Origin of the sequence: Brevundimonas sp. DS20 (assembly GCF_001310255.1) — a bacterium.
Lineage (GTDB): Bacteria > Pseudomonadota > Alphaproteobacteria > Caulobacterales > Caulobacteraceae > Brevundimonas > Brevundimonas aurantiaca.
In genome coordinates, this window is record NZ_CP012897.1 from 278326 (window position 1) to 301889 (window position 23564).

The 23564-nt window shown below is 65.6% G+C and carries 22 protein-coding genes; 5 read left to right on the forward strand and 17 right to left on the reverse strand.

The window, feature by feature from the left end; all coding sequences use genetic code 11:
• Positions 1 to 33 precede the first annotated feature (33 nt).
• The 7 genes from rplT to JL11_RS01375 all read right to left on the reverse strand — a co-directional run bounded on the left by rplT (position 34) and on the right by JL11_RS01375 (position 6791).
• Positions 34 to 387 (reverse strand): 50S ribosomal protein L20, encoded by a 354-nt coding sequence (gene rplT, locus JL11_RS01345; protein ID WP_054764100.1) that lies wholly within the window; start codon positions 385 to 387, stop codon positions 34 to 36.
• A 54-nt stretch (positions 388 to 441) separates the two neighbouring features.
• A complete protein-coding gene (gene rpmI / locus JL11_RS01350) occupies positions 442 to 639 on the reverse strand; it encodes a 50S ribosomal protein L35 (protein ID WP_054766748.1) in 198 nt (65 codons plus the stop codon).
• A 164-nt stretch (positions 640 to 803) separates the two neighbouring features.
• On the reverse strand, positions 804 to 2090 hold the full coding sequence (locus JL11_RS01355; protein WP_054764101.1) for an MFS transporter: 1287 nt from the start codon (positions 2088 to 2090) through the stop codon (positions 804 to 806).
• Positions 2091 to 2178: 88 nt separating this feature from the next.
• Positions 2179 to 2946, reverse strand: a complete 768-nt coding sequence (locus tag JL11_RS01360; RefSeq protein WP_152949079.1) for a hypothetical protein — start codon at positions 2944 to 2946, stop codon at positions 2179 to 2181.
• Between the two features lie 109 nt (positions 2947 to 3055).
• Complete coding sequence (locus JL11_RS01365) at positions 3056 to 5038, reverse strand: alpha/beta hydrolase family protein (protein ID WP_231681365.1); 1983 nt, start codon at positions 5036 to 5038, stop codon at positions 3056 to 3058.
• A gap of 143 nt (positions 5039 to 5181) precedes the next feature.
• Positions 5182 to 5703 carry a translation initiation factor IF-3 gene (infC, locus tag JL11_RS01370; RefSeq protein WP_039244129.1) on the reverse strand — a complete coding sequence of 174 codons (522 nt, stop codon included), beginning with the start codon at positions 5701 to 5703 and terminating at the stop codon, positions 5182 to 5184.
• A 125-nt stretch (positions 5704 to 5828) separates the two neighbouring features.
• Positions 5829 to 6791, reverse strand: a complete 963-nt coding sequence (locus JL11_RS01375) for a glycosyltransferase family 9 protein (RefSeq protein WP_054764103.1) — start codon at positions 6789 to 6791, stop codon at positions 5829 to 5831.
• Between the two features lie 198 nt (positions 6792 to 6989).
• On the opposite strand from JL11_RS01375, the gene JL11_RS01380 reads away from it, so the two are divergent.
• The gene (locus JL11_RS01380) at positions 6990 to 7730 is read left to right on the forward strand and encodes an alpha/beta fold hydrolase (RefSeq protein ID WP_054764104.1); all 741 of its coding nucleotides are present in this window, start codon (positions 6990 to 6992) and stop codon (positions 7728 to 7730) included.
• Between the two features lie 60 nt (positions 7731 to 7790).
• On the opposite strand, the gene aguB is transcribed toward JL11_RS01380, so the two are convergent.
• The 5 genes from aguB to JL11_RS01405 all read right to left on the reverse strand — a co-directional run bounded on the left by aguB (position 7791) and on the right by JL11_RS01405 (position 16192).
• The gene (gene aguB, locus JL11_RS01385; RefSeq protein WP_054764105.1) at positions 7791 to 8654 is read right to left on the reverse strand and encodes an N-carbamoylputrescine amidase; all 864 of its coding nucleotides are present in this window, start codon (positions 8652 to 8654) and stop codon (positions 7791 to 7793) included.
• Positions 8651 to 9658 (reverse strand): agmatine deiminase family protein, encoded by a 1008-nt coding sequence (locus tag JL11_RS01390; protein ID WP_082382553.1) that lies wholly within the window; start codon positions 9656 to 9658, stop codon positions 8651 to 8653. Before JL11_RS01390 ends, aguB begins: the two co-directional genes overlap by 4 nt.
• A gap of 175 nt (positions 9659 to 9833) precedes the next feature.
• Complete coding sequence (locus tag JL11_RS01395) at positions 9834 to 13184, reverse strand: TonB-dependent receptor (protein ID WP_054764106.1); 3351 nt, start codon at positions 13182 to 13184, stop codon at positions 9834 to 9836.
• A gap of 175 nt (positions 13185 to 13359) precedes the next feature.
• Positions 13360 to 14487 (reverse strand): capsular biosynthesis protein, encoded by a 1128-nt coding sequence (locus tag JL11_RS01400; protein ID WP_227976011.1) that lies wholly within the window; start codon positions 14485 to 14487, stop codon positions 13360 to 13362.
• Positions 14488 to 15034: 547 nt separating this feature from the next.
• Positions 15035 to 16192, reverse strand: a complete 1158-nt coding sequence (locus JL11_RS01405) for an OmpA family protein (RefSeq protein WP_054764107.1) — start codon at positions 16190 to 16192, stop codon at positions 15035 to 15037.
• A 263-nt stretch (positions 16193 to 16455) separates the two neighbouring features.
• Between JL11_RS01405 and JL11_RS01410 the strand changes: the two genes are divergently transcribed.
• Positions 16456 to 17658, forward strand: coding sequence for an acetyl-CoA C-acyltransferase (locus JL11_RS01410; RefSeq protein WP_054764108.1), 1203 nt, complete (start codon positions 16456 to 16458; stop codon positions 17656 to 17658).
• A gap of 143 nt (positions 17659 to 17801) precedes the next feature.
• On the opposite strand, the gene JL11_RS01415 is transcribed toward JL11_RS01410, so the two are convergent.
• From JL11_RS01415 to JL11_RS01425, 3 genes are read right to left on the reverse strand one after another with little or no spacing between them, the layout of a single operon-like run.
• Positions 17802 to 18374 (reverse strand): demethoxyubiquinone hydroxylase family protein, encoded by a 573-nt coding sequence (locus JL11_RS01415; RefSeq protein WP_054764109.1) that lies wholly within the window; start codon positions 18372 to 18374, stop codon positions 17802 to 17804.
• A gap of 4 nt (positions 18375 to 18378) precedes the next feature.
• Positions 18379 to 18921 carry a disulfide bond formation protein B gene (locus JL11_RS01420; RefSeq protein WP_054764110.1) on the reverse strand — a complete coding sequence of 181 codons (543 nt, stop codon included), beginning with the start codon at positions 18919 to 18921 and terminating at the stop codon, positions 18379 to 18381.
• A 39-nt stretch (positions 18922 to 18960) separates the two neighbouring features.
• Positions 18961 to 19536 (reverse strand): YqaA family protein, encoded by a 576-nt coding sequence (locus JL11_RS01425; protein ID WP_054764111.1) that lies wholly within the window; start codon positions 19534 to 19536, stop codon positions 18961 to 18963.
• A 105-nt stretch (positions 19537 to 19641) separates the two neighbouring features.
• On the opposite strand from JL11_RS01425, the gene JL11_RS01430 reads away from it, so the two are divergent.
• Entirely contained in the window at positions 19642 to 20277 is a 636-nt protein-coding gene (locus tag JL11_RS01430) for an exopolysaccharide biosynthesis protein (protein ID WP_054764112.1), read from the forward strand.
• An 8-nt stretch (positions 20278 to 20285) separates the two neighbouring features.
• Here the strand turns inward: JL11_RS01430 and JL11_RS01435 are convergent, their stop codons facing one another.
• Entirely contained in the window at positions 20286 to 20570 is a 285-nt protein-coding gene (locus tag JL11_RS01435; protein WP_054764113.1) for a hypothetical protein, read from the reverse strand.
• Positions 20571 to 20753: 183 nt separating this feature from the next.
• Here JL11_RS01435 and hppD point away from each other — a divergent pair, with 183 nt between their 5' ends.
• Both hppD and JL11_RS01445 read left to right on the forward strand, forming a co-directional pair.
• Positions 20754 to 21863 (forward strand): 4-hydroxyphenylpyruvate dioxygenase, encoded by a 1110-nt coding sequence (gene hppD / locus JL11_RS01440; protein ID WP_054764114.1) that lies wholly within the window; start codon positions 20754 to 20756, stop codon positions 21861 to 21863.
• On the forward strand, positions 21864 to 22049 hold the full coding sequence (locus JL11_RS01445) for a hypothetical protein (RefSeq protein ID WP_054764115.1): 186 nt from the start codon (positions 21864 to 21866) through the stop codon (positions 22047 to 22049). It abuts the gene before it with no gap.
• A gap of 379 nt (positions 22050 to 22428) precedes the next feature.
• On the opposite strand, the gene JL11_RS01450 is transcribed toward JL11_RS01445, so the two are convergent.
• Complete coding sequence (locus JL11_RS01450) at positions 22429 to 23307, reverse strand: DUF4145 domain-containing protein (protein ID WP_054764116.1); 879 nt, start codon at positions 23305 to 23307, stop codon at positions 22429 to 22431.
• Positions 23308 to 23564 lie beyond the last annotated feature (257 nt).

Consider the following 23564-nt stretch of genomic DNA (forward strand, 5'->3'; position numbering starts at 1 on the left):
AGCGGGCGTTGATCCTTGTCGCGAAGACCCGGCTTAGGCCAGGGCGGCGCGGACCTTGTCGGCGATCGCCTTGAAGCCGGTCGGATCGGCGGCGATGGCGGCCAGAACCTTGCGGTCCAGCTCGACGCCGGCCTTGTTCAGGCCGTTGATGAACTGGCTGTAGGTGAAGCCTTCGATACGGGCGGCGGCGTTGATGCGCTGGATCCACAGGGCGCGGAAGTTGCGCTTCTTGGCGCGGCGGTCGCGATAGGCGTATTGCCCGGCGCGGTCGACGGCGGCCTTGGCCGTGCGGATCGTATTCTTGCGGCGGCCGGAGAAGCCCTTGGCCTGCTCCAGAACCTTCTTGTGCTTGGCGTGCGAAGTTACGCCACGTTTCACGCGAGCCATGTCGCTATTCCTTCAAATTCTTTGGGTTGGATCAGTTCGTACAGCGCGCGCCGATCAGGCGTACGGCATGTAGGACTTGATCTTCTTGGCGTCGGCGTCGGACATGGTCTCGGTGCCGCGGTTCTGGCGGATGTATTTCGAATTGTGGCTGATCAAGCGGTGACGCTTGCCCGCAACCCCGGCCTTCACCTTGCCAGTGGCCGTGAATTTGAAGCGCTTCTTGGCGCCCGACTTCGTCTTCAGTTTCGGCATTTCAGTCTCCATATTGGAGGGGCGACCGTCCTTCGGACTGTTTGAGCCCGTCGGGGGAGGTGTCTCTCCAGAGTTATGAACCGCCCAGGCATGCCTGTTCGCCCGGCGGTTCGGTACGCGAAGGCGCGGCTTCTACGCGAAGACCGAGGCCAGCGCAAGATGAGTCAGGCCGGGGCTTTCACGCCGTCATCGACCTTGCGAATGACCCGCCCCGCATTCAGCGCCATCACCGCCGCCGGAACTGTCAAGAGCGCGCCGATCAGGAAGGGCCAGTCATGCCCCAGGCCGGAGAACAGGCCCCCAGCGACCATGGGGCCGAAGATGCGCGCCACCGAGCTGGAGGCCATGTTGAGCCCCAGCATGGCCCCCTGCCGATCCGGCGGCGAGGCCCGGCTGATCATGGCCGAGATATTGGGCATAGCCAGGGACATGCCGCAGGCGCCCACGGCCATGATGATCGGAACGACCCATCCCTGCACCACCGGCAGGGACAGGCCGCCCAGCTCCAGCCGGGCCGCCGGGAACCACTCGACCGGCGCCAGCACCTGAAGCACCAGCGAGGCCCCGAACAGCAGCATGCCGGTCGCCAGCACCCGCGCCTCGCCGAACCGGCGCGCCAGCCGCCCTGCCAGGAAGCCCTGATTCAGGACCGAAATCACGCCCACGATCATGAAGCTGAGCCCCACCTCGCGCGCACCCCACGCGTAGCGGCTTTCGGACCACAGGCCGAAGACGCTCTCCATGGCCGAGAAGCCGGCCATATAGATCAGGGTGACGACCAGAACCCGCGACACCACCGGATTGGTCCGCGCGTCCTTCAACCCCGCCAGGAAGGCCGGACGCGCCGCCGTGGGATCGGCCTTGGCCCGGCTTTCGCGCAGAAAGACCATCACCCCGACGGCCGCCAGGGCCGCCAGGGCTGCGGCCAGGAAGATCGGCAACTGGTAGCCCAGCCGCCCCAGCTGCGGCTGGGTCAGCAGTCCGCCCAGCCCCGGCCCGACGATGAAGCCCAGGCCGAAGGCCGCGCCGATCAGCCCCATCCGCCCCGCCCGCTGTTCCGGCGGGGTGACGTCGGCCACATAGCCCTGGACCGTCGAAATATTGCCCGCCCCCAGGCCGGTGAACAGCCTGACCGCGACGGCCAGCCAGATATTGGGCACGAAGGCCAGCATCAGATAGCCCAGCGCATTGGCCACGAGCGTGACCAGCAGCACAGGTTTTCTTCCCACCCGATCCGACAGCCGCCCCCAGAAGGGTTCGGCGAAGAACTGGCCGAGCGAATAGGCCGAAAACATCAGGGTGATCTGCCAGGCCTCGGCCTTCAGGCTCTGGGCGAAGAAGGGCAGCAGCGGCACGACCAGCCCGAACCCCACCAGATTGATGAAGACCACCGCAAACAGAACCGCCAGGGCGGGCGCACGAACGGCGGGGCTCGGGGTCGTCTGGGTCATGCCCCACGCTTAGCGCGACGCTTGGCCTGCGAGAAGCGCCGTCCTGACGTCGTCGATCGAATCCCCGCCGGATGCGCCGCCCAAACCTTCACTGTCCTCCGAGCCACGCCACGAGGCCGCCCGCCAAGGCTTTCCAGACAGGATTGGGATAGAGCGACGTGGCCACGACCAACCAACCGATCGCCCAGGCAGTGGCCCATGCCACACCCGCCGATATCCGTCGATGCATGACGAGGTCGAGGAACATAGGGGCGAGCAGGGCGAGAGCGCTGAACCCGCAACCGGTGATGAAGGCACAGGCGAATCCATCGCCTAGCACTGGCTGTAAGGACTGGCCCAGAAGCGCGAAACTCCAACGTCCGAAACCTGCGTCGGCGAGCGCCAGGGTCGATAACAGCATCAGCCGTTTGTGCAGCGCGCCCTTGGCGCGATTGATGAAGCCCGCGCAGACCAGACCGGCGAAGCTGATCATGTCGCTCATGGACACGGCCAGGAAGGCGGGATCCGCCGCCGGGGAACCCAGGCGATTCACTTGGACGATGAGCGCCGTCGCCGGCCCCAGGACCAACATTACCCCCGCGAGCGCCATCGCCGCCAAGCCCAGGGTCCGATGCAGGCCGAACCTGCCTTGACGGATAAAGACGACCTGGGCGGTAAACACCACCAGCCAGCCCGTGAACACCAAGGCGTGAATATGCACGATCAGCGGGTAGGTGAGATCGCCGGCGCGAGACTGGCGCACCATTTCGCCGCCGAACCCCATGATCACGCCCAGCCAGACCACTGCGGTCATGACGGGAAAGAACCAGGCGTCCGCCTTGGGCCGCGGCGCCGCAGCCGTGGCGAGATGATTCATCGGACCCCCCCTCGCGCCGATCCCCATCGACTTCGCGAAACTTAGAAGTCCTTTAGACGCGGCGCCAGTCTCAAGGACGGGCCGTCAGAAAATTTGCCTGAGACCGGCGTCAGTTCGCGCCCACTGGATTGTTCATTTCCAGGAACCGCACCGTCTCGCGCAGCATCTGCATCCGGGTGTCGGCGCGCGACAGCCAGTGATCCTCGCCCCTCAGCTCGATGAACTCGACCGGCTTGTCCGCCCGTCGCAGGGCCTCGGCCATGACCCGGCTCTGTTCGATCGGAACGACCGTATCGTCGCGGCCATGGAGCAGCAGCAGAGGGCCGGCGCTCGCCTGGGCCTGATAGGCCGGCGACAGGGCGTCCAGCCCGCGATCGTTCAGGCGTTCGGCCCCCATGAACCGGTTCCAATAGCGAACGGTCTGGCTGTCGCGGCGGGCCTCCTGGCGCGCCTCCCAGTTGACCATGCGGCGCAGATCTGAGACGCCCGCCACGGCGACGCCGCAGCGATAGACCCCCGCGTCCAGGGTCATGCCCGCCATGGCCGCATAGCCGCCGTAGCTGGCGCCCACGATACAGACCCGCTCGGGGTCGATGATCCCTTCGGACGCCAGCCAGCGGACGCCGTCCGACAGGTCGGTCTGCATCTTGCGGCCCCATTCGCCGTAGCCGGCCTCCATGAAGCTGCGGCCGTAGCCGGTGGAGCCGCGGAAGTTGGCCTGGAGCACCGCATAGCCGCGCGACGCCAGGGCCTGGGCCCACCAGTCGAAGCCCGCCTCGTCGCGAGCGGCCGGCCCCCCGTGGGCCAGGACGATCAGAGGCAGGGCCTTGGGCGTCTCTACGCCCGGCGGCAGGGTGAGATAGGCGGGGATCTCCAACCCGTCGGCGGCCTTATAGGCCACCCGTCGTGTCGCGCCGACCTGTTCGGGCAGGACCGTCGGATAGGGTTCGGCCAGAATCTCCGCCACGCCGCGGCGGAAGTCGATCAGCTGATAGACACCCGCCTCGCCCTGATCCGTGAAGACCACAATCTGGTCTTGCGCGTCGTTCCACGACACCAGCTTCGGCCGCTTGCCGGCAAAGGCGCGCTCGATGGCGGCCCAGCGACGCGCCGCATCCGCGTCGATGAACTCATAATGGACGCCGTCGTCCTCGGTCCGGCCCGCGCCGATCAGAAGTTGGGTGACGGGATGATGCACCAGAAAGTCAGGATGGTGTTCGAAAGGCAGGGGGCTCCACTCGCCGCTGTCCACATCCACCTCGAAAAGCACGTCCAGGGTTTCCGCCTCCGGATCCGCAGGCGCCAGATCGGGTCGATCCGCCCCGATGATTATCGATCGCGCCGTGCGGCCCAGACCATAGAAGGCCGGGGTGTCGATCGGCGCCTCAGTCGACCAGCCGTCGCGGAAGAAATTCCCCTGCTTGAGGCGCAGCGTCCATTGTTTGCTGCGCTCGACATAGCGGCCCATGGCGATCACGTCGCCGGACGGGTCCTGCACGAAGTCTTCGATCTCCCGGTCCATGCCCTTGACGGGACGGCCGCGCCCGGAGGTCAGGCTGATGGCGTGAAGATCGATCTGATTGGTCACCAGATTGACGCCGCGCGCATAAAGCGTCGCGCCCTCATCCGAGCGACGGATCGTAGCCGGGCCGTACAGAACGGCCAGCACGTCCGGCGTCCGGTTCAGAACCTGGACCATTCGTTGGGTCTGAAGGTCGAGGATCTGACCGAAATACAGTTCGGACCTGGGCACCCCCAGAGAGGCGATGCTCTCGGTGCGAGAGGTGACGACCAGCACCTTGTCCTCGCCGAGCCAGCGCAGGTCGCGGACCTTCACATCCCCGACGTCGGCGACGAACAGGAGCCCGCCGCTCATATCCGTAACGACCAGGGCGCGGATTTCGCCGGCGACGGTGATGCGGGCCAGGCGATCGCCGCTCGGCGACAGCTCCAGATATTCGATCGCCGGCAAGGCGCCGTAGGCCTCCAGCGGCGGCGCGTTCTGAGCCGAAGCCTGAGCCGGAATCGCACCGCCCCCGCACACGGCCGCCGCGACCGCCACGGCGGCCGCCCAAATCCTCAATCCGAACACCACGCCCGTCCTCCCCCGAGTCCCGGCTCCTTTTCAGACCCTCAAAGCCCAGGTTGCAAGACCTCTTCGCTCAGGACGCAAAAAAGAAAACGCCCCGGCCGTTTCCGACCGGGGCTTTCAGAACTCGGCGATGAATCGGTCGATCAGCGCGGGGCCAGGATCATGATCATCTGGCGGCCTTCCATCTTGGGCGCGAACTCGACCTTGGCGATTTCGTCGAAATCGGCCTGGACCTTGTTCAGCAGCTTCATGCCCAGTTCGGGGTGGGCCATTTCACGACCGCGGAAGCGCAGGGTGACCTTCACCTTGTCGCCCTCGTCGAAGAAGCGGTGCATGGCCTTGGCCTTCACCTCATAATCGTGGGTGTCGATGTTGGGACGGAGCTTGATCTCCTTCAGCTCGACGACCTTCTGGCGCTTGCGCTGCTCGGCCTTCTTCTTCTGTTCCTGGAAACGGTGCTTGCCGTAGTCGAGGATCTTGGCCACCGGCGGCTCGGAGGTGGAGACGATCTCGACCAGATCCAGCCCGGCTTCCTCGGCGGCTTCCAAAGCGGCGGAGGTGGGCATGACGCCCTGCTTTTCCCCGTTCTGGTCGATGAGAAGAACGCGAGGGGCGCGGATATCCTGGTTCATACGCGGCCCGTCTTTCACGGGTGGCGCTTGCATGGGACGGCGAATGGGCGTCGTTTCCTTATGTGGTCAAAGAAGGCGTGTGTCGTGATGAGCGAACGGGCGCGGCTGTGGCCACGGTCCCCTCTCGCCCGGCAATATGCGTCAGGAAGCCCTATTTTTCAAGGCTCGGCGGGCGCTCCGGCGATATAGGCGTCGTGCAGGGCCAGCACGGCCTCGAAGACGTGATCGACCGTCAGGTCCTCGATCGGGGCGAACTGGCCGCGCGTTTCGTTCGAGGCGGCGGTGCGCGTCTTGGCCCCCCAGGGCCCGTACAACCACCATTCCGTGGGCCCGAACAGGCCCAGGGTCGGGCGCCCCAGCGCGGCCGAGACGTGCATCAGGCCCGAGTCATTGCCGACGAACAGATCGGCCCGGTCGATGGCGGCGGCCGAGGCTAGTATGTCGCCCTTGCCGACGAAGTCGATCCCCCGCAGCCCCGCCGCCTCCAGGGCCGGGGTCGCCGGCGGCCGGTCGCCCGGTCCGCCCACGGGCATGAAGCGCCAGCCGTCGAAACGGGGCTCGGCCTTCAGCTTCTCGACCAGGGCGCCCCAGCGGTCGGCGGGCCAGCTCTTGCCCGGCTGGTGGGCGATGGGGGCGAGCGCAATGATCGGTCCGGGACCGGCGCCGCCGGCCAGCTGCGGATCGATGACGGCGGCGGCCTCGGCCCGCGCCTGGTCGTCCAGGAAGATTTCGGGATCGAGCGGCGTCTGCGACCCCATCAGGCGCGACACCATCTCGACCTTGCGCAGGCCGGTCTCCCAGGATCGGTTGTAGACGATGCGCCGTTTCGCCGGGATCAGATAGGCCAGGGCCGAACCGCGAATGTCGATCACCAGGTCCCAGCGCGTACCGACGACCTGTTTCCAAAGATCGACCCAGTGACCGGCCATCTTCTTCTTGTCGAGCACGAGGGTCCGGACCACGCCCGGCGCCGAGCGGAAGAAGGGGGCGGGCGGGCGACCGCAGGCGACGGTGATCTGCGCCCCCGGAACCTGACGCGCGATCTCTCGGATCACGCCCGAGGAAATCACGCAGTCGCCGATGCGGTTGGAGGTGACGAACAGGACCTGGGGTGCGGACAAACGACTGACCTTTCACACCGTCATCCTCGGGCTTGACCCGAGGATCGGGTGCGCCGCGAAAGACTGCGGATGGAGTGGCGACTGTCGCCGCCTTCAGCCGTCCGTGTGCGTCACGCCCGATCCTCGGGTCAAGCCCGAGGATGACGAAGACGCGAACAGGAGGATGACGCCCATACAAAGTCGCGGCACAAGAGCCCCATGAACGATCTTCAACACCTGTCCCGCCCCGATGGCGAAACGCTCGCCTTCAAACGGATCAACGGCTCCGGTCCCACCGTCGTTTGGATCGGCGGCTTCCGTTCGGACATGGAGGGGACCAAGGCCCTCGCCCTGGACGCCGCCGCGCGCGACCGCGGTTGGAGCTTCATCCGCTACGACCATTTCGCCCACGGCCAGTCGTCCGGCGACTGGCGCCGGGCCACCATCGGTCGCTGGCGCGAGGATGCGATCGCCCTGATCGACAGCCTGTCGGGCCCGGTCATCCCGGTCGGCTCGTCGATGGGCGGCTGGGTCTCGCTGCTGGCGGCCTTGGCGCGGCCACAGCGGATCAAGGGTCTGGTCCTGATCAATCCGGCCCAGGACTTTACCGAACGGCTGATGTGGCCAGGCCTGGCCGACCACGAGCGCCAGGCCATAGTGCGCGAGGGCGAGACCCTGATCGTCGAGGAGGGCCTGGGCGAATACGTCCTGACCCGTCGCATGTTCGAGGAGGCGCGGAACTGGCTGCTGCTGGACGGCGTCATCGACATCGCCGCCCCGGTCCATATCCTCCAGGGGCGGGCCGACGACGTGGTGCCCTGGCGCCATCAGGTCGAACTGATCGAGCGGCTGACGGGCGGCGACGTGCGCCTGGACCTGATCGACGGCGGCGACCACCGGCTGTCGTCGCCGGCGGACCTGACCCGGCTGGTCGAGGCGGTGGAGGGGATGCGGGGCTGATCGACCCAACTCCTCCGTCACCCTCGGGTCAAGCCCGAGGATGACGGAATCAGGGACCGCCTACTTCGCGCCCGTCAGCGCCCCATAGAGATCCGTCCGCCGATCGCGGAAGAAGCCCCAGGCCGCGCGGTACTGGTCCAGTTCGTCCAGGTCGAAGCGGTGCACCAGCACCCCCTCCTCCTCGGCGCCCAGGCTCTCGACCAGCGTTCCCTGCTGATCGGCGATGAAGGAATGGCCGTAGAAGGTCTGGCCGACCTCGGTCACCGTCTCATGGCCGATGCGATTGGCCCCGACCACCGGCACGGCGTTGGACACGGCGTGGCCCTGCATGGCCCGACGCCACGGCTCGGCCGTGTGCAGGCTGGCGTCGTGCGGCTCGGTGCCGATGGCGGTCGGATACATCAGCACGTCGGCGCCCATCAGCATCATGGCCCGCGCGGCCTCGGGGAACCACTGGTCCCAGCAGATGCCGACCCCGACCTTGCCGAATCGCGTCTTCCAGACCTTGAAGCCCGTATCGCCCGGCCGGAAGTAATATTTCTCCTGATAGCCGGGGCCGTCGGGGATATGGCTCTTGCGATAGACGCCCAAGGCCTCGCCGTCGGCGTCCAGCATGACCAGCGAATTGTAGTATTGCGGCCCGTCCTTTTCGAAGATCGAGACCGGGATGGCCACGCCCAGCGCCTTGGCCACCGGCGCCAACGCCGTGACACAGGGATGCTCGCGCCACTCATAGGCTTGGCTGAACCAGTGCTCCTCCTGCGACACGCAGAAATACGGCCCCTGGAACAGTTCCGACGGCAGGATCACCTGCGCGCCCTTCGCCGCCGCTTCGCGGATGAAGCCGACGGTCTTGGCGATATTGGCCTGCATGTCCTCGCCGTAAGAGGTCTGGATGCCGGCTACGGTGATGGTGCGGGTCATGCGGGCTCCTGCTGGGAGATACAGTGGAACGAGCCGCCGCCGGTCAGGATAGCCTTGGACGGAAGCGGGATGATCTCGCGATCGGGAAAAGCGGTCTTCAGCGCCTCGCAGGCGAAACGCGCCGCCTCGTCGTCGCCATAGGTCGGCACGATCACCGCCCCGTTGGCGATCAGGAAGTTCATGTGGCTGGCCGGGATCGGGCGCTCGTCCTCGTCCAGGACGAGGCCCGGCGACGGGATCCTCAGCACACGGATCTTGCGTCCCGCTGCGTCGGTCATGCCCGACAGGTCGCGGGCCACGGCGTCATAGACTTCGGCGTTCGGATCGTTGCGACCCCAGGCGATCGGGCAGGCCACGACACCCGGCGCGACGAAACGCGCCAGATTGTCGACATGACCGTCGGTATGGTCGTTCAGCAGCCCGTCGCCCAGCCAGAGCACCTTTTTCGCCCCGATGGCGGCTTCCAGGGCGGCGGTCGCGACCGCCTCGTCCTGGTTCCAGGCCGGGTTGCGGTTCGGGTTCAGCAGGCACTGGCGCGTGGTCAGGACCGTGCCCTCCCCGTCATGATCCAGCGATCCGCCCTCCATGACGAAGTCGTTCCAGCTCAGGGTCGCGCCGGAATGAACGCCGATCTGTTCGGCCACCGTCTCGTCGCCGGGCATCACATATTTCTCGCCCCAGCCGTTGAAGCGGAAGGCGGCGGCCGTCTTCGATCCCGCCCAGAACAGAGGACCGGTGTCGCGCAGCCAGACGTCGCCGAACACGCCCGCCACCACCTCGACGTTCGCGCCGTCGGCGAAACGCGCCCGCACGCCCTCCGCCAGCTCCGGCGCCCCGACCATCAGCTTCACCCGTTCGCGCCCCGGCCCGGCCAGGGCCCGCACCAGAGCCTCGACCTCGTCCTGGGCCTGTTCGAAGGGTTCGAACCAGTATTCGGCATGGCTGGGCCAGCCCACCCAGATGGCGCGGTGCGGAGCCCATTCGGCGGGGAGAGGAGCGGTCATGGGCGGGCGAGAGTCCTGTCAGGGTTCGAAGGCGACGGGCGGGCGACCCGCGAGCCGCGCCATATGGCCCCAACCGCCCCCGACTTCAACGGCGCCGGACGCCCAGGGGCCGCCCCCAAAGAAAAAGGGCGGCCCGCGAACGGACCGCCCTTCGTCAGCACATTGCTCGCTTCACTCAGAACGAGATGCGGGCGCCGAACTTAATCTGCCAGGTCGAGGCCGGCAGTTGGGCGTTCGGGCGCTTAGCCTCACCACCGAGCGGCGTTCCGGCAGCGCCTGCGCTTTGCAGCGAGGAGTACTGGTACACTGCATTGGGGGCGGCGCAGGAGGAGGCGACGCCGGCCGTCTGGCAGTTCAGCACAACCGTACCGACGCCGCGATAGAACGGATACTGCTCCAGAACGCCCCACTTCTCGTTGAGTAGGTTCCCGAAGTTCTCGATGTCCATGTACAGCTTCAGCTTGCCGGTCGGCAGAACCGGAACCGGGATTTCCTGCGACAGGCGCAGGTCCACCGTGGTGACGGCGCCGGTGCGGAAGGCGTTCCGCGGCGCAATCGAGCCGGCGTACTTGATCAGACCCGTGTTGTTCAGGAAGGCGTTGAAGTCCGTCAGATTAAAGCCCGACGCATAGGTGATGCGGGGATCGCTCGTGGCGGTGACGACGCCGTTGCCGTCGGTCTGGGGCACGTAGAAGAGCTGGTTCGACGTACCCAGGGCGCCGGAGTACGACTGCGGAACGGCGTTGCCGAAATCGTTGTCGTAGTTGCCCGTGCGGCTGCTGTGATAAACGTAGGAGAAGGGCAGGCCCGAGCGGCGTTGGGCGAAGACGTTGATGGACGTTTCGTTGTCGCCGAAGAAGGCGCGGGTGTAGTTCGCGTTGACCGTGAACTTGTGACGGATTTCGTAGTCCGACGTCGCCAGCACCGGGTTGTTGTGATCAGCCGAAGCGAAGCGGACATAGGACGAGTCCGGCTGCGAGCTGGTCATCGGATTGCCGTCTTCCGATTCCGTGTAGGTGTAGGTGCTGCGGACGTCCAGACCTTCGAACACACCGTCGCGCCACGTCTTCTGACCCGTCAGAGCGACCGAGGTGGAGGATCCGCCGTCCTTCAGATTATCCAGCAGCAGATCGAAGACCACCGGGCCGGTCGGGTGGGTATAGACCGGACGACCGTCCGGCGCTGAACCCGAGCGGGTTGCGAGCAGATCTCGGTAATAGAGGGCGTTCTCGAAATCCGTACGGATGACGTCCGCCTGCAGACGGAAGTCTTCGATCAGCGGCAGGCGGAAATCGCGGGCGACCGTCAGGTTGTACTTCCAGGCGCTGGGGATTTCGAAGTTCGGATCCAGCGCCACCACGCTGCCGTTGCCGGGCGTGAAGGTGCAGTTCGCGCCGGTGGGAACGACGGAGAGATCCGTCACGCCCCGAATGGCGCCGGTGCAGACCGCATTGGTGATCCGCGCGCCGTCGTTGCCGAAGGGGTTGCCGATCTGGACGTTGGTGCCGATGGCCGAGAAGCGACCGACGCCGCCCGAGATCGACCAGTCGCTGGGCGTCCAGTTGAAGCCAAGGCGCGGCATCAGCAGGTCACGACCGTCCAGATTGGCGGTGTTGTCGAAGCCGTTGCGGGTGCGGAAGTTGGTGTTCAGCACCGGACGGTCGTCCATGGCGAACCAGTCGTAGCGCAGGCCGTAATTCAGGCGAAGCGTGTCGCTGATCTGCCAAGTGTCTTCGGCGTACAGCGAGTTCACGTCGTAACCGAATTCGACGGCCCCGTCGCGCGCAGTGCCGAACCGAGCGGGAACGGTGCCGCCGGTCGGGTTGACGGCGCCGCGAATGACCAGACCGGAAGCGTTACCGGCCAGGAAGTCGGCATAGCTGTTGAACGTCCACTGACCCAGCGACTGCGACACGAAGACGTTGGTGAAGTCGCGCGTTTCAATCCGCGCGCCGGCCATGAAGTCGTGCGAACCCCAGCTATAGCGGCCGATCAGTTCGGCGTTCTTCACTTCACTGTACAGATAGTTGTCGTGACGGAAGTTGTCGGCGCCGAACTGGATTTGCGGCGTGCCCGAGCCGGCTTGAACACCCGCCAGATCGGAAACGTTGACCGTGACTTGGCCGACAGTCAGTCCGCCGACAGGCAGCTGGGTGGTTTCAGTTTCCTTGTAGCCGACCCGCAGTTCGGTCGAGAAGGCGTCCGTCCACTGCGAGTTCAACTGAGCGTTCCAGGTCGTGAGGCGCTCATCCTTGACATACTGGCTGGATTCCAGCGCCAACCGCGGCTGCGTGGTCGAGCCGCCGTTAATGAAGGCCGACGTGGTCGAACCGTTGAACGAGGTGCCGGTCGTCTCTTGGAAGGTCACGGCCAACCGGTGGTTGGCGTTGATGTTCCAGTCGATTTTCGCAAGGTACTTCTCGTCCTGGACGGGAGGCGCCACATTGACGAAAGAACCGGTTTCATAGCCGTAGCGCGTCTTGGCGCCTTGCCGGAAGGTTTCGACGGCCGAAGTGGTGATGCGCGGAATCGGATTTGCGAAGCCGGCGTCGACCGGACCTTCGTTCAGCGAGAACTGCGACTCAAACTTTTCGTAAGACGCGAAGAAGAACAGGGTGTCGCGGATGATCGGACCGCCCAGGGTGGCGCCCCAGGTCTTTTCGTCGAAGACGCGGTTATAGTCTTGGCGGGCGCGGAAACCGTTGCCGCGCGGGCCGTAACCCCAGTACCGGTCGCCCAGCAGGCTGTCGTCCGACTTCTCATAGAAGGCCGAGCCCGAGAAGGTGTTGGTGCCGGACTTGGTGACGGCGTTGATCGAACCGCCGACAAAGCCGTTGTTGATGACGCTGAAGGGCGCCACCGAAACGTTCAAAGCCTGAATGGCGTCGATGGAGATCGGCGACCGTTGGGTGGGATAGCCGTTGCCGTTCAAGCCGAACTCGTCGTTCTGGCGAATGCCGTCGACGGTGAACTGGTTCTGGCGCGTATTGGTGCCGGCGAACGACAGGGCGTCTTCGTTCGAGGGGTCAAGCGTCACAAACGGATCGAGGCGCGCGATGTCCTTCGGATCACGGCTGATCGAGGCGGCGGCGGCGATGTCGCCCGCGCCGTAGTTCGAGCCGGTGCCGTAGCCGAAGTCGTTGGAGAAGCGCTGGCCGGTCACCGTAATGGCTTCCAGCTCGGCGGCGGCCTGATTGACGATCACGTCGCCGTTGACGGCGTCGCCCACACCGATGCTGTCCAGCTGAATGCCGCCTTCACCGGCCGCGCTTGACACCGTCACCGTGTATGGTCCGCCGGCGCGCAGACCCCGCGCGCTGTAGAAGCCCGACGAGTCCGACATGGTGGTGACGGTCGTGCCGGTGGGCTCGTGAACGATGGTCACCGAGCCGACCACGGCCGCGCCGGAGCCGTCCAGGATGCGGCCGCGGATAGCGCCGGTCGTCTCTTGAGCAAAGACGGCCGTCGAGGCCGACATCATGATGGCGGCGGCCGAAACGCCATACGCCAATTTACGGAAGGTCATTCGCTATCCCCAGCTGGTGGACCAAAAAAGTCGGAAACGTGGTCGTCACGTCTAAATCCGGCCCCGTGTACGATCCATCTTGTAATGCTAGGTGACACATATGTGTCAGAATCGTGACAACACGCTTGGGTGGCTCAGAGAGCACACCCTTGACGCCCTTAAGCGCAAATTTTGTTCAGGAAACCCGTTCGAACACGTCCGCTACGCCTTCTGCGGTGCGCCGAATGGCGCGCGGCTCGTGGAAATTGCCGTTGACCTGGCTCTGGGCGATCACATGGGCGCGGAACCGGGCGAACAGAGCAGGGTCCGGGGCCTGGGGTTTGGACCAGAAGTCGGTCAGCGCCTGCTGATCCGTCAGACCGTCGAAGTTGAAGAAGGCGTCGCCCAACACCTTGACCGGCGTCTGGAACCCCAGGGCCGAAAGCGCGGCCGAAGAGTTGTTGACCACCATGCCCCGAGACGCGCGGCACAGCTGGGCCAGGTTTCCGCCGTCTATGAAATCAACCCGGCCTTGCAGCTCCCGCTCGATGACTAGGCGCCGCGTCACCGCCTCCAGGTCAATCAAGCCGGGATCCAAGGGGTGGTTCTTGATCACCAGCCGCGCCGCCTTTGGCGCATGGGTGGCGAAACTGGTCATCACCTCGGCGAGGAACGCCGTATTGTCGGCATATCGGGAATAGCGCAGCAGCTGGGCGTCGCCCTCCCGCTGAAGACAGGCGATGAAGAAGGGGCCCCGCGCCGCAATCACCTCCACATCGTTGCGTGACGGCGACTGAAGGGCCAGGCCGAAATATCGCCGGACGTGACCCAGGCACTGGCTGAGCGGAGAGGCGGTGTAGTGGTTGGCGTGGCGCGGAAAGAGAAAGCCCCCCACGGCCTGAGCCAGATGATAGGCGGTGATGTTGACCACATGGTGCGGCAGGATTCGCCCCACGGGTTTCGGATCAGGCAAAAGCGGCGCCGGCTCCGGATAGCCGTCCTTAAAACGCGGCAGGCCGCTTGAGGCGTTCACGCCGTTCTGTTCGACGGTGATCCAGTCCGGGCGGAAATAGCCGTTCTCCAACACCCAAACGCGTGGCCCAAGTCCTTCCGCCGCGGACAGAACCGCGCGATTGTAAGGGCCGCCCTCGCCGAACAGCAGAAGATCGGTGAAATCGGCCGTCAGTTCCGCCAGTCGCGAAGCCCAGACCTGGGCGGAGTGTTTGAACACCCTTCCCCCCGCTCGCGGCCAGTTCAAGGCGTCGCCCGCATTGAAGATCATTCGCTGGACGGTCGCGCCGCGGGCTTCGAGAGTCTGCGCCAAGGCGACGCCGAACGGCCCGAACGGCGCCGAGACGATAAGGAATCTCCGGCCATCCAAGCTTTGGATCGCACGACCTGGCCCGGCCTCCGCGCTGGTTCTTTGAGGCGTGGGGAAGACGGAGATTTCGGCCGCCCGCTGCGGCGTGGGGGTGCGAAGGCGAAGCTGAGGTCGAGGCGCGCTCATGACCTCTCCGCGAAGCCGGTAGCGCCTGCGCCGCCGGCCCAAGAAGGTTCGATTGGAGTGTCTTAAATCGACCATCTAAGGGGTTCCACGCCGTCTGGCCTGGCGATCATACAACGCCGGGTCGCCTCACCTCTCCGATCAAGTCGTCTGGCGCAAGAGAGATTGTTCGAGGGCTTTGTCGCGCTTAGCCGCATGGGGATCAACCCACTAAAGCTGAGCGATGGGGAAATTGCGGGGGCGGCTGAGGCAGGCGCACGAAGAAGCCGGCGCCCGGAATGCAAGGGCGCCGGCTCTCCAACTTTACGCTGACAGACTTCCAAGAACGAGACCCGATCTGACGATGTCAGACCGAGTCTTGCCTGTCTTAGAAGTTGATGTCGATGGTGGCGCGACGGTTGAGCGGTTCGCGCACGCCGTCGGCGGTGGGCTTGGCCAGGGCGGTTTCACCCTTGCCGTCCAGGGCGATGACGCCGCCGTTGACGCCTTGGGCGACCAGGGCGTCCGCGACGGTGCGCGAACGACGGTTCGACAGGCCGACGTTATAGGCGGCCGAGCCCGAGGTGTCGGTGTAGCCGACGATCAGGACGCGGGTCGGACGGCCCGTCTTGGCGTAGTTGGCGGCCTGAGCGACCACCGAACGGGCTTCAGCCGTCAGGTCCGAGCGATCCCAGTCGAAATAGACCACGAACTGACGCGCGGCCGGGGTCTGCGGAACCGGCGGCGGGGGCGGCGGGGGCGGAGGCGGCGGGGGCGGCGGGGGCGGCGGAGGCGGCGGAGGCGGCGGGGCCGCTTCTTCGGCGCCGAAGCTGTAGCGCAGGCCCAGGGTCACGGTGTGCGACTGATCGTAGTCGCCGTCCCATTCGCCGAAGGCGGTGGCGCCGGCACCCGTGCCGGCCGTGGTCGATTCCCACGAGGCGTCGCCCGTCAGATAGCGGTAGGTCAGGTCGATGTTGGCGCGGTCGCCAATGGCCCAGGCCAGACCGGCGATCGCCTGAGCGGCGAACTTGGTCGAGCTGTCGTCAATGGCGAACGCGGCGCCGCGGTTAGCGCGCAGATTGCCGATGGTGTCGACGTTGACGCGGTTCACGCCGGCGCCCAGGCCGACGAAGGGACGCACGCCCCAGGCTTCATAGCCGAAGTCATAGATGACGTTGGCCATCAGGGTGGCGGACTCGATGTCGCCTTCCGGCGAGAAGCAGCCGCCCGTCGCCGGGGTCAGGTTGCACAGGCCCTGGGTGCCCGAAACGGCGCGCACCTTGCCGATATCGCCCGAGCGGTAGCCGCCTTCGAGTTCGACGCGCCAGTTGGGGTTGAAGCGATAGCCGAGGCGAGCAAAGGCCGCCCAGCCGTCGTTCACTTCATAGTTCCAGTTCGCGCCCGTCGTCGACGACTCGGCGTTGATGTCGTCGATCATGTGGTAGCCGGCGTCGATCGCGCCATACCAACCGTTGGGATCTGCCGAGGCCGCGCCAGCTGAGAACAGCCCGGCGACAGCGACGGATGCGAGAAGTTTGAGCTTCATAGCTTCCTCGTTCTGTAAAAAATGCCCGAAGCCGAGCTGTCCGCCCGACGTTCAGGAGCCGAACGGCAGGCTGCGGCTGCGGTTCCCTCGCATCTGCGAACAATGTGGCGACTGTGGCGCCGTTTCAACACAAAAGACCTGTGCGCCGACGGCCCCTCGAGCCTCTCCGCTTGCCTTACCGCAGGGGGAGGCGCCTAAGTTCCGCCCATGAGGAAACACGGCCGCGCCTCCAAAGCGGCGAACGAAACCGGGAAGGACTCTCCATGCGCGAAGCCGTCATCGTCTCCACCGCCCGCACCCCGATAGGCCGGGCCTATCGCGGGGCCTTCAACGACACCCAGGCCCAACAGCTGGGCGCCCATGCCGTCAGACACGCGGTCCAGCGCGCCGGCGTCGAGCCGGCCGAGATCGAGGACGTGATCATGGGCGCGGCCCTGCAGCAGGGCTCGACCGGAACCAATGTCGCCCGCCAGGTCGCCCTGGCGGCCGGTCTGCCGTCTTCGGTTCCGGGCATGAGCCTGGATCGTCAATGCGCCTCGGGCCTGATGGCCATCGCCACGGCGGCCAAACAGGTGATCTTCGACCAGCAGAAGATGGCGGTCGGCGGCGGGCTGGAGAGCATCTCCCTGGTCCAGAACCAGTATATAAACCTGTACCGCGGCAAGGACGAGGCCCTGCTGAAGCTGGCGCCCCATATATATATGTCGATGCTGGAGACGGCCGAGGTCGTGGCCCGCCGCTACAACATCAGCCGCGACCGCCAGGACGAATACGCCCTTCAGTCCCAGCAGCGCACGGCGGCGGCCCAGGCGGAAGGGCGACTGGACGCCGAGATCGTGCCCATGACGACCACCATGCTGGTCACGGACAAGGCCACCGGCGAGACCGCTTCGAAAGAGGTGACCCTGTCCAAGGACGAGGGCAACCGGCCCGAAACCACTCTGGAAGGGTTGAAGGCGCTGAAACCCGTCTTCGGCAGCGGCGAGGCGATCCAGCAGGGCGAATACATCACCGCCGGCAATGCGTCCCAGTTGTCCGACGGCGCCTCGGCCTGTGTGATCATGGAGGCCGGCGAGGCGGTGAAACGCAATCTTCAGCCGCTCGGCGCCTATCGCGGCATGGCGGTGGCGGGGGTGGAGCCGGACGAGATGGGCATCGGCCCCGTCTACGCCGTGCCCAAATTGCTGAAGCGCCACGGGCTGACGGTGGACGACATCGGCATCTGGGAGCTGAACGAGGCCTTCGCCGTCCAGGTTCTCTATTGTCGCGACACCCTGGGCATCCCCGACGAGCTGCTGAACGTCTCAGGCGGCGCCATCTCCATCGGCCACCCCTATGGCATGTCGGGCGCCCGGATGACCGGCCACGTCCTGATCGAGGGCAAGCGGCGCGGGGCCAAATACGGCGTCGTCACCATGTGCGTCGGCGGCGGCATGGGCGCGGCGGGGCTGTTCGAGATTTATTAAGGCGCGGCCCCGCCCCATTCCAAATCCGTCATCCTCGGGCTTGACCCGAGGACCGGGCGTGGATCGGGCTGTGCATCGCCCTTGGCGCAAGTCGGCGGACCACCCGGCCCTCGGTCAAGCCCGAGGGTGACGGTGGCGCGGGATCAAACCTTCTCGCTGATCTTGATCGCCGCGCGGCACCCAGCCTTGATCACCCCGCTCAGCAGCCGATAGGCCGGCGCGTCGCGGCTGCCGTGCTCGACGGCGTGATCGTGGTGGGCCAGCTCCTCGTCCCGGAACTGTTTCAGCTCGGCCGCCAGGGCCGGGTCGCGGTCGCCGATCTCGGCGATCTGGTCGGCGTAGTGTTTCTCGATCACGCTCTCGACCGCCTCGGTGCAGGCGTGGGCCGCCTTTTCGCCGATCAGGGCCGTGCCGGCGCCCAGGGCCGAGGCGGCGATGCGCCACAGCGGCGTCATGGCCGTCGGCCGCACGCGGCGTTCGTTCAGCAGTCGCTCGAACCGGGCCAGGTGAACCGCCTCCTGATCCTGCATTTCGCCGAGGTCGCGCACGATGTCGCCGCGCGCCTTGCGCCCCTCGAACACGGCCTTCTGTGCGCGATAGATCAGGACCGCCGCATATTCGCCGGCGTGATCGACGCGAAGGATTTCGTCCATCCGCGCCCTGTCCGCGCCCAGGCCCGGGCGGGGCAGAGGAGTGTGCGGGGCGGCGCCAGTCATGGGGTCAGGCCCTTTCGAAGCGGGGGGCGCGGGCGTCCTTGGGGCGTTTGGTCGCCAGCAGGCTGAACCCGGCCAACGCCAGGGAGATCAGGGCGTTCCAACCGGCCATCGACAGGCCCAGCCAGCTCCAGGCCACGGAATCGCACATGGCCACCCTCTGGGCCGGCCCCGTGCCCAGGGCCAGGGCGGTCAGGCTCTCCAGATCGACCGACCCGCTGCTGACGCAGGTCGCCGGCAGGCTCCACCACTTGTATTCGCCGCCCATATGGAAGACGGCGGTGATCGCGCCCGTCGCAAACACGGCCGCCAGCAGGAAGGCGGCGATCCGGGGCGTGCCGCGTCGCCCGCCGCTCAGCACCGTCCAGGCCGTCGCCACGGCCGCCACGGCCACGGCGCCCCAATAGACCTCGCGCTGTTTCAGACAAAGGTTGCACGGCGCCAGGCCCGCGAACCGTTCGAACCCATGGGCCGCGCCCAGCATGGCCAGCGACGCGGCCAGGGCGAAGGCGGTCCACCAACGGGTCAGCAGGCGATAGAGGCTTCTCATTGCGAAACGGTCTTACTCCGGTCCGGTCCCCGCGTCGACTTACAGAAGCTTCAGCACGACGATCAGGGCGATCAGCAGAACCAGACCGATCCCGGACCACAGGGCCAGGCGCTTTTCCACCTGGGCCAGCATGGCCGGGCCCCAGCGTTTCAGAATCCAGGCCTCCAAGAAGAACCGCCCGCCCCGTGTCACGACCGACGCCGCCATGAAGACCGGAAAGCTGAAGGCCGCCAGGCCCGAGGCGATGGTCACCAGCTTGTAGGGAATGGGGGTCAGCCCCTTGATCAATATGACCCACAGGCCCCACTGGGCGAACCACTGGCGGAAATGATCCAGCCCGTCGGCATGGCCCAGGAACCTCAGGATCGCCAGGCCGACGTCGGTCAGGAAATAGCCGATCGCATAGCCCAGCATCCCGCCCAGCACCGAGGCGATCGTGCAGACCCCGGCGTAGACATAGGCGCGCTCAGGCCGGGCCAGGATCATCGGCGCCAGCATGACGTCGGGCGGAATGGGAAAGAAGGAACTCTCGGCGAAGGAGACCGCCGCCAGGGCCGGCGTGGCGTGGCGATGGCGCGCCAGGTTGAACACGCCGTCATAAAGTCTGCGAAGCATGGAGATTTCCTCGAACGCCCCGCCCTAGCAAGACCCGGTCTCGCCGTCACCCGCTGCGACACCGCAACGCTCGCGACCGGCCCCGTCGCGCGTTATGCCCCCGCCATGACCCCCTCCCGCCCCGCGCCTCAGGTTGACGACGTCAGCCACGACATCACCCGTCTGCTGCGTCGCCTGTCTGACGAGGGCGGCGAGGCCGGCCTGACCCTGGACGAGATCCGCGACCGGCTGGACGAGCGCGCCTACGGCCTTTTGATCCTGCTGCTGTCCATCCCCTGCCTGGTGCCGGGCCTTTACGGCGTGCCCCAGGTCGTGGGCGTCATCGTCATTCTATTGGCCGCACAGATGCTGGTCGGGCGCGAAGAGCCCTGGCTGCCGCGCTGGTTCCTGAAGCTGCGCGCCAAGGGCTCCTGGCTGAAGGCCATGGCCGATTTCGCCGAAACCAAACTGGGCTGGATCGACCGGCTGTCGCGCCCCCGCCTGCGACGCTTCGCCGACGGTCCGGGCGAGAAGCTGGCGGCGGTCTTCATGATCCTGGCCACGGCCACGATCGTCCTGCCCCTGACCAACACCGTTCCTTCCGTCGCCCTGGCCCTGCTGTCGGTCGGCCTGATCCAGCGCGACGGCCTGTTCGTGATCGCCGGAGCGGCGGTGACGACGGCCTGGCTGACGATTTTGGGCGCGGTGGCGACAGGGCTGCTGCTGGGCGCCGAATGGGCGACGCGGCTGCTGCCGGGCTGAACCCCGTCTTAAACGGAGGCGGATTTTGGCAGTGCGATCCGGACGCCCATCCACAGCAGGGCGCCTATGGCCGATATTCCGGCGTTGACGACCAGTCCGACGACCAGAAGAAACAGGAGAACGCCGACCGCCTGTACAGGCGAAGTGGCCGGAGCGCCGTTCATGAAGAACAGGCCGGGCGACAGAAATGCGAGAAGTAGTCCCAACAGGGCCATCAAGACCTGAAACGTCGCCGCCACCGTGAATGTGACCAGGAACAGTCCGCCAAACGGCGCGCGTTTTAGATAGTCCATGTCTGCCTCCCCCTATGGCCATCCATCTGGCACGCCAGGATTGCGGATGTCCATCAGAACGCCCTCCGCATCACGACCCCGTGGGTCTGCCTTGGCTCTGTCGTCATCCGCGACTAGGTTCCGCGCCAATCGGCGGCCCCTTTCGGTTAAGCCCGCCTCAGAACGCTACGCGGGAGACGCGCCATGAACGACATGACCCCCAACCCCCATCAACCGACGGCGGAACAGATCGACCGGGAGAACCCCCTGGGCGTCGACGGTTTCGAATTCGTCGAATTCACCGGCCCTGAGCCCCAGGCGATGATCGCGCGGCTGGAAATGATGGGCTTCACCCAGACCCATGTGAACCCCAGGACCGACGTGGTGCGCCTGAAACAGGGCGACATTTCCTTCTTGGTCCACCGCTCGCCCAAGGGTCAGGCGGCGGACTTCGCCAGGGATCACGGCCCCTCGGCCAACGGCATGGCCTTCCGCACCAATGACGCCAAGGCCGCCTATGAGGGGGCGCTCCAGCGCGGCGCCGTGGCCGCGACGGATGCCGACGGCGGCGCCCTGGGCGACTATCCCTACATCCTGCAAGGCATCGGCGGCTCGCTGCTGTACGTCATCGACCAGTACGGCGACGCCGGCTCCCTGTATGACGCCTGGGACGAGATCGAGGGCTGGGAAGAGGCCGAGCGCAAGAACAACGTCGGCCTGGAGGTCCTGGACCACCTGACCCACAACGTCCGTCGCGGTCAGATGCGCACCTGGTCGGGCTTCTACAATTCGGTCTTCAACTTCGAGGAACAGAAGTATTTCGACATCAAGGGCAAGGCGACCGGCCTCTTCTCCCAGGCCATGATCGCGCCGGACCGCGCCATCCGCATCCCGCTGAACGAGAGCCAGGACGAAAACTCCCAGATCGAGGAGTTCATCCGCCGCTACAACGGCGAAGGCATCCAGCACATCGCCCTGACCACCGAGAACATCTTCGAGACGGTCGAGGCCATGCGCGCCCGCGGCGTGGACTTCCAGGACACGATCGAGACCTATTTCGAACTGATCGACAAACGCCTGCCCAACCACGGCGAGGACGTGGAGCGGATGCGCAAGAACCGCATCCTGATCGACGGTTCGGACGAGGAAGGCCTGCTGCTGCAGATCTTCACCCAGGACACCTTCGGCCCGATCTTCTTCGAGATCATCCAGCGCAAGGGCAACGAAGGCTTCGGCAACGGCAATTTCCAGGCCCTGTTCGACTCGATCGAGCTGGACCAGATCCGTCGCGGCGTCATCAAGGTCGACGCCTGAATGAAGATGCGGCCGCCGACCTGGCTGCCCTGGCTCGGCCCGGCCCTTGCGGCCGGCGCCGGCGCCCTGGCCGGGCGCTTCTGGCTGGAGGGCGGCTTCTGGACGGTCCTGATCGCCGCCCTGATCTGCGGCTTCGCCCCCATCGTCGCCTACAGGATCTGGAAACGGCTGCACCACCGGGGGTGAGCGGGCGAGAGTGGGCTTTGACGGGGAGCGGGCCGGATGGGTGTCGGCTGGGGTGGAAAGCGGCCCTAGGCTTGTGACGCGGACAGCCAATGCGAACCCCCGCGAGGCTCATGTTTGGCGCGATCCTAGCGGTAGCGTAGGCGGCTCTCTTCATCGTCCGCTATCTGTCCAGAGGGCTTTGGCACTGCCATTGGAACGGCGAACGACACTCTGCTGACAGCGGATCGCAGAGCTTCGCGCTTGTCGTCCATAAACGGACCCATTCGATTCAGAGGAGCGCGTCCGACATAGCCTCCGATCTCGCTATCCGCGTGCGCTTCGCGCACGCCCTGTGCAGTGGTACGGAGCGTCTCTCTATATATTCTTGCTGGTTCTCCCATCAGCCATCGGATTTCTCATCGTTTGCGGTCGAGGGTGTGGCGAACTGCTGCTGTTTGCGCAGTGCACCCTTATCGCGTTCTTCAATCCATTTCAGTTTCTCGGGTGGTAGGGCAGCGAACGCTTCCTCGACATGCTTAGGCTCGGAAATCATTTTCTCAGCGATCAGGTTCACCATTTTGAAGAGGGTCGTCACCGTAGCGGGGTCGTCGCCGAAGCTTATGGTGCCAGGATGAACCGCGTCGTTTCCCGTGACCCTAACCACGTCCAGCGCTTGCTTTACCCGCACGTTTAGGCCGTCCGTAACGAGCTGACCAATCATGGCATCTATCTTACCGTTCTTGCCGAGGTGAATGCACAGGCGCTCTATAGCTAGGCGGAGAAGCGCAGCAGCTCCCCTCGGCGACACAGCCGCAATTGCTGCAGCCTCTGCAACATCTGCCTTGATGTGATCGGGGAGGTCGGCGTTCGGTTGGACATCGAACTTCTGCATCGGCCAAACCATTCGGTCGCGGAGCCAGATGGCTGATCCGCCGCAAATGTAGCATTGCGACAAATGTAGGTTGACCACGTGGCTGGATACGTAGTGGCCTTGGTTACTTCGCTCGTACTCCGGTACGTGCCCGAGCAACTTGTTGGTGTAGGCTTCGAGCGATGCGCGTTGCTCGCGGTCGGCGATGCCCAGTAGCACCTGTCGAAAGTGATCGGGATCAGGCGTGTGGGGGACCTCCCCGACTTTTTGGGCTTCACCGTAAACCCTGTACCAGCGCTGCTGAGTATGGGCGTTGCAATGCGGGCAAATGAATGCTGCCAAGTCCATGCTCGGCTGCTGCACCAAGCGCGTCGTAGGAGCACCGCCAGTATCGATCTCATCAGTCATAACGCTACGCTAGCGCCAGATGCACATCCCTCCAACCATCGCGAGAGAGTGACTTACCGTAAGGTCTGTTAGGGGTCGATTTGCGACCCAGCCTATCCGCCGCAAAGCGGTCCTCCGCGCATAGGCGGTGCCCTCTCACATTGACGAGCCGTCCCATCGCCCAAGGCCAACACTCTAATTTTCAGACGTTTCCAATTTTCTTCGGCCAATCGACCTGACACGCGCGAAGGCGGCGTTACACTGCGACAGACCGGCGT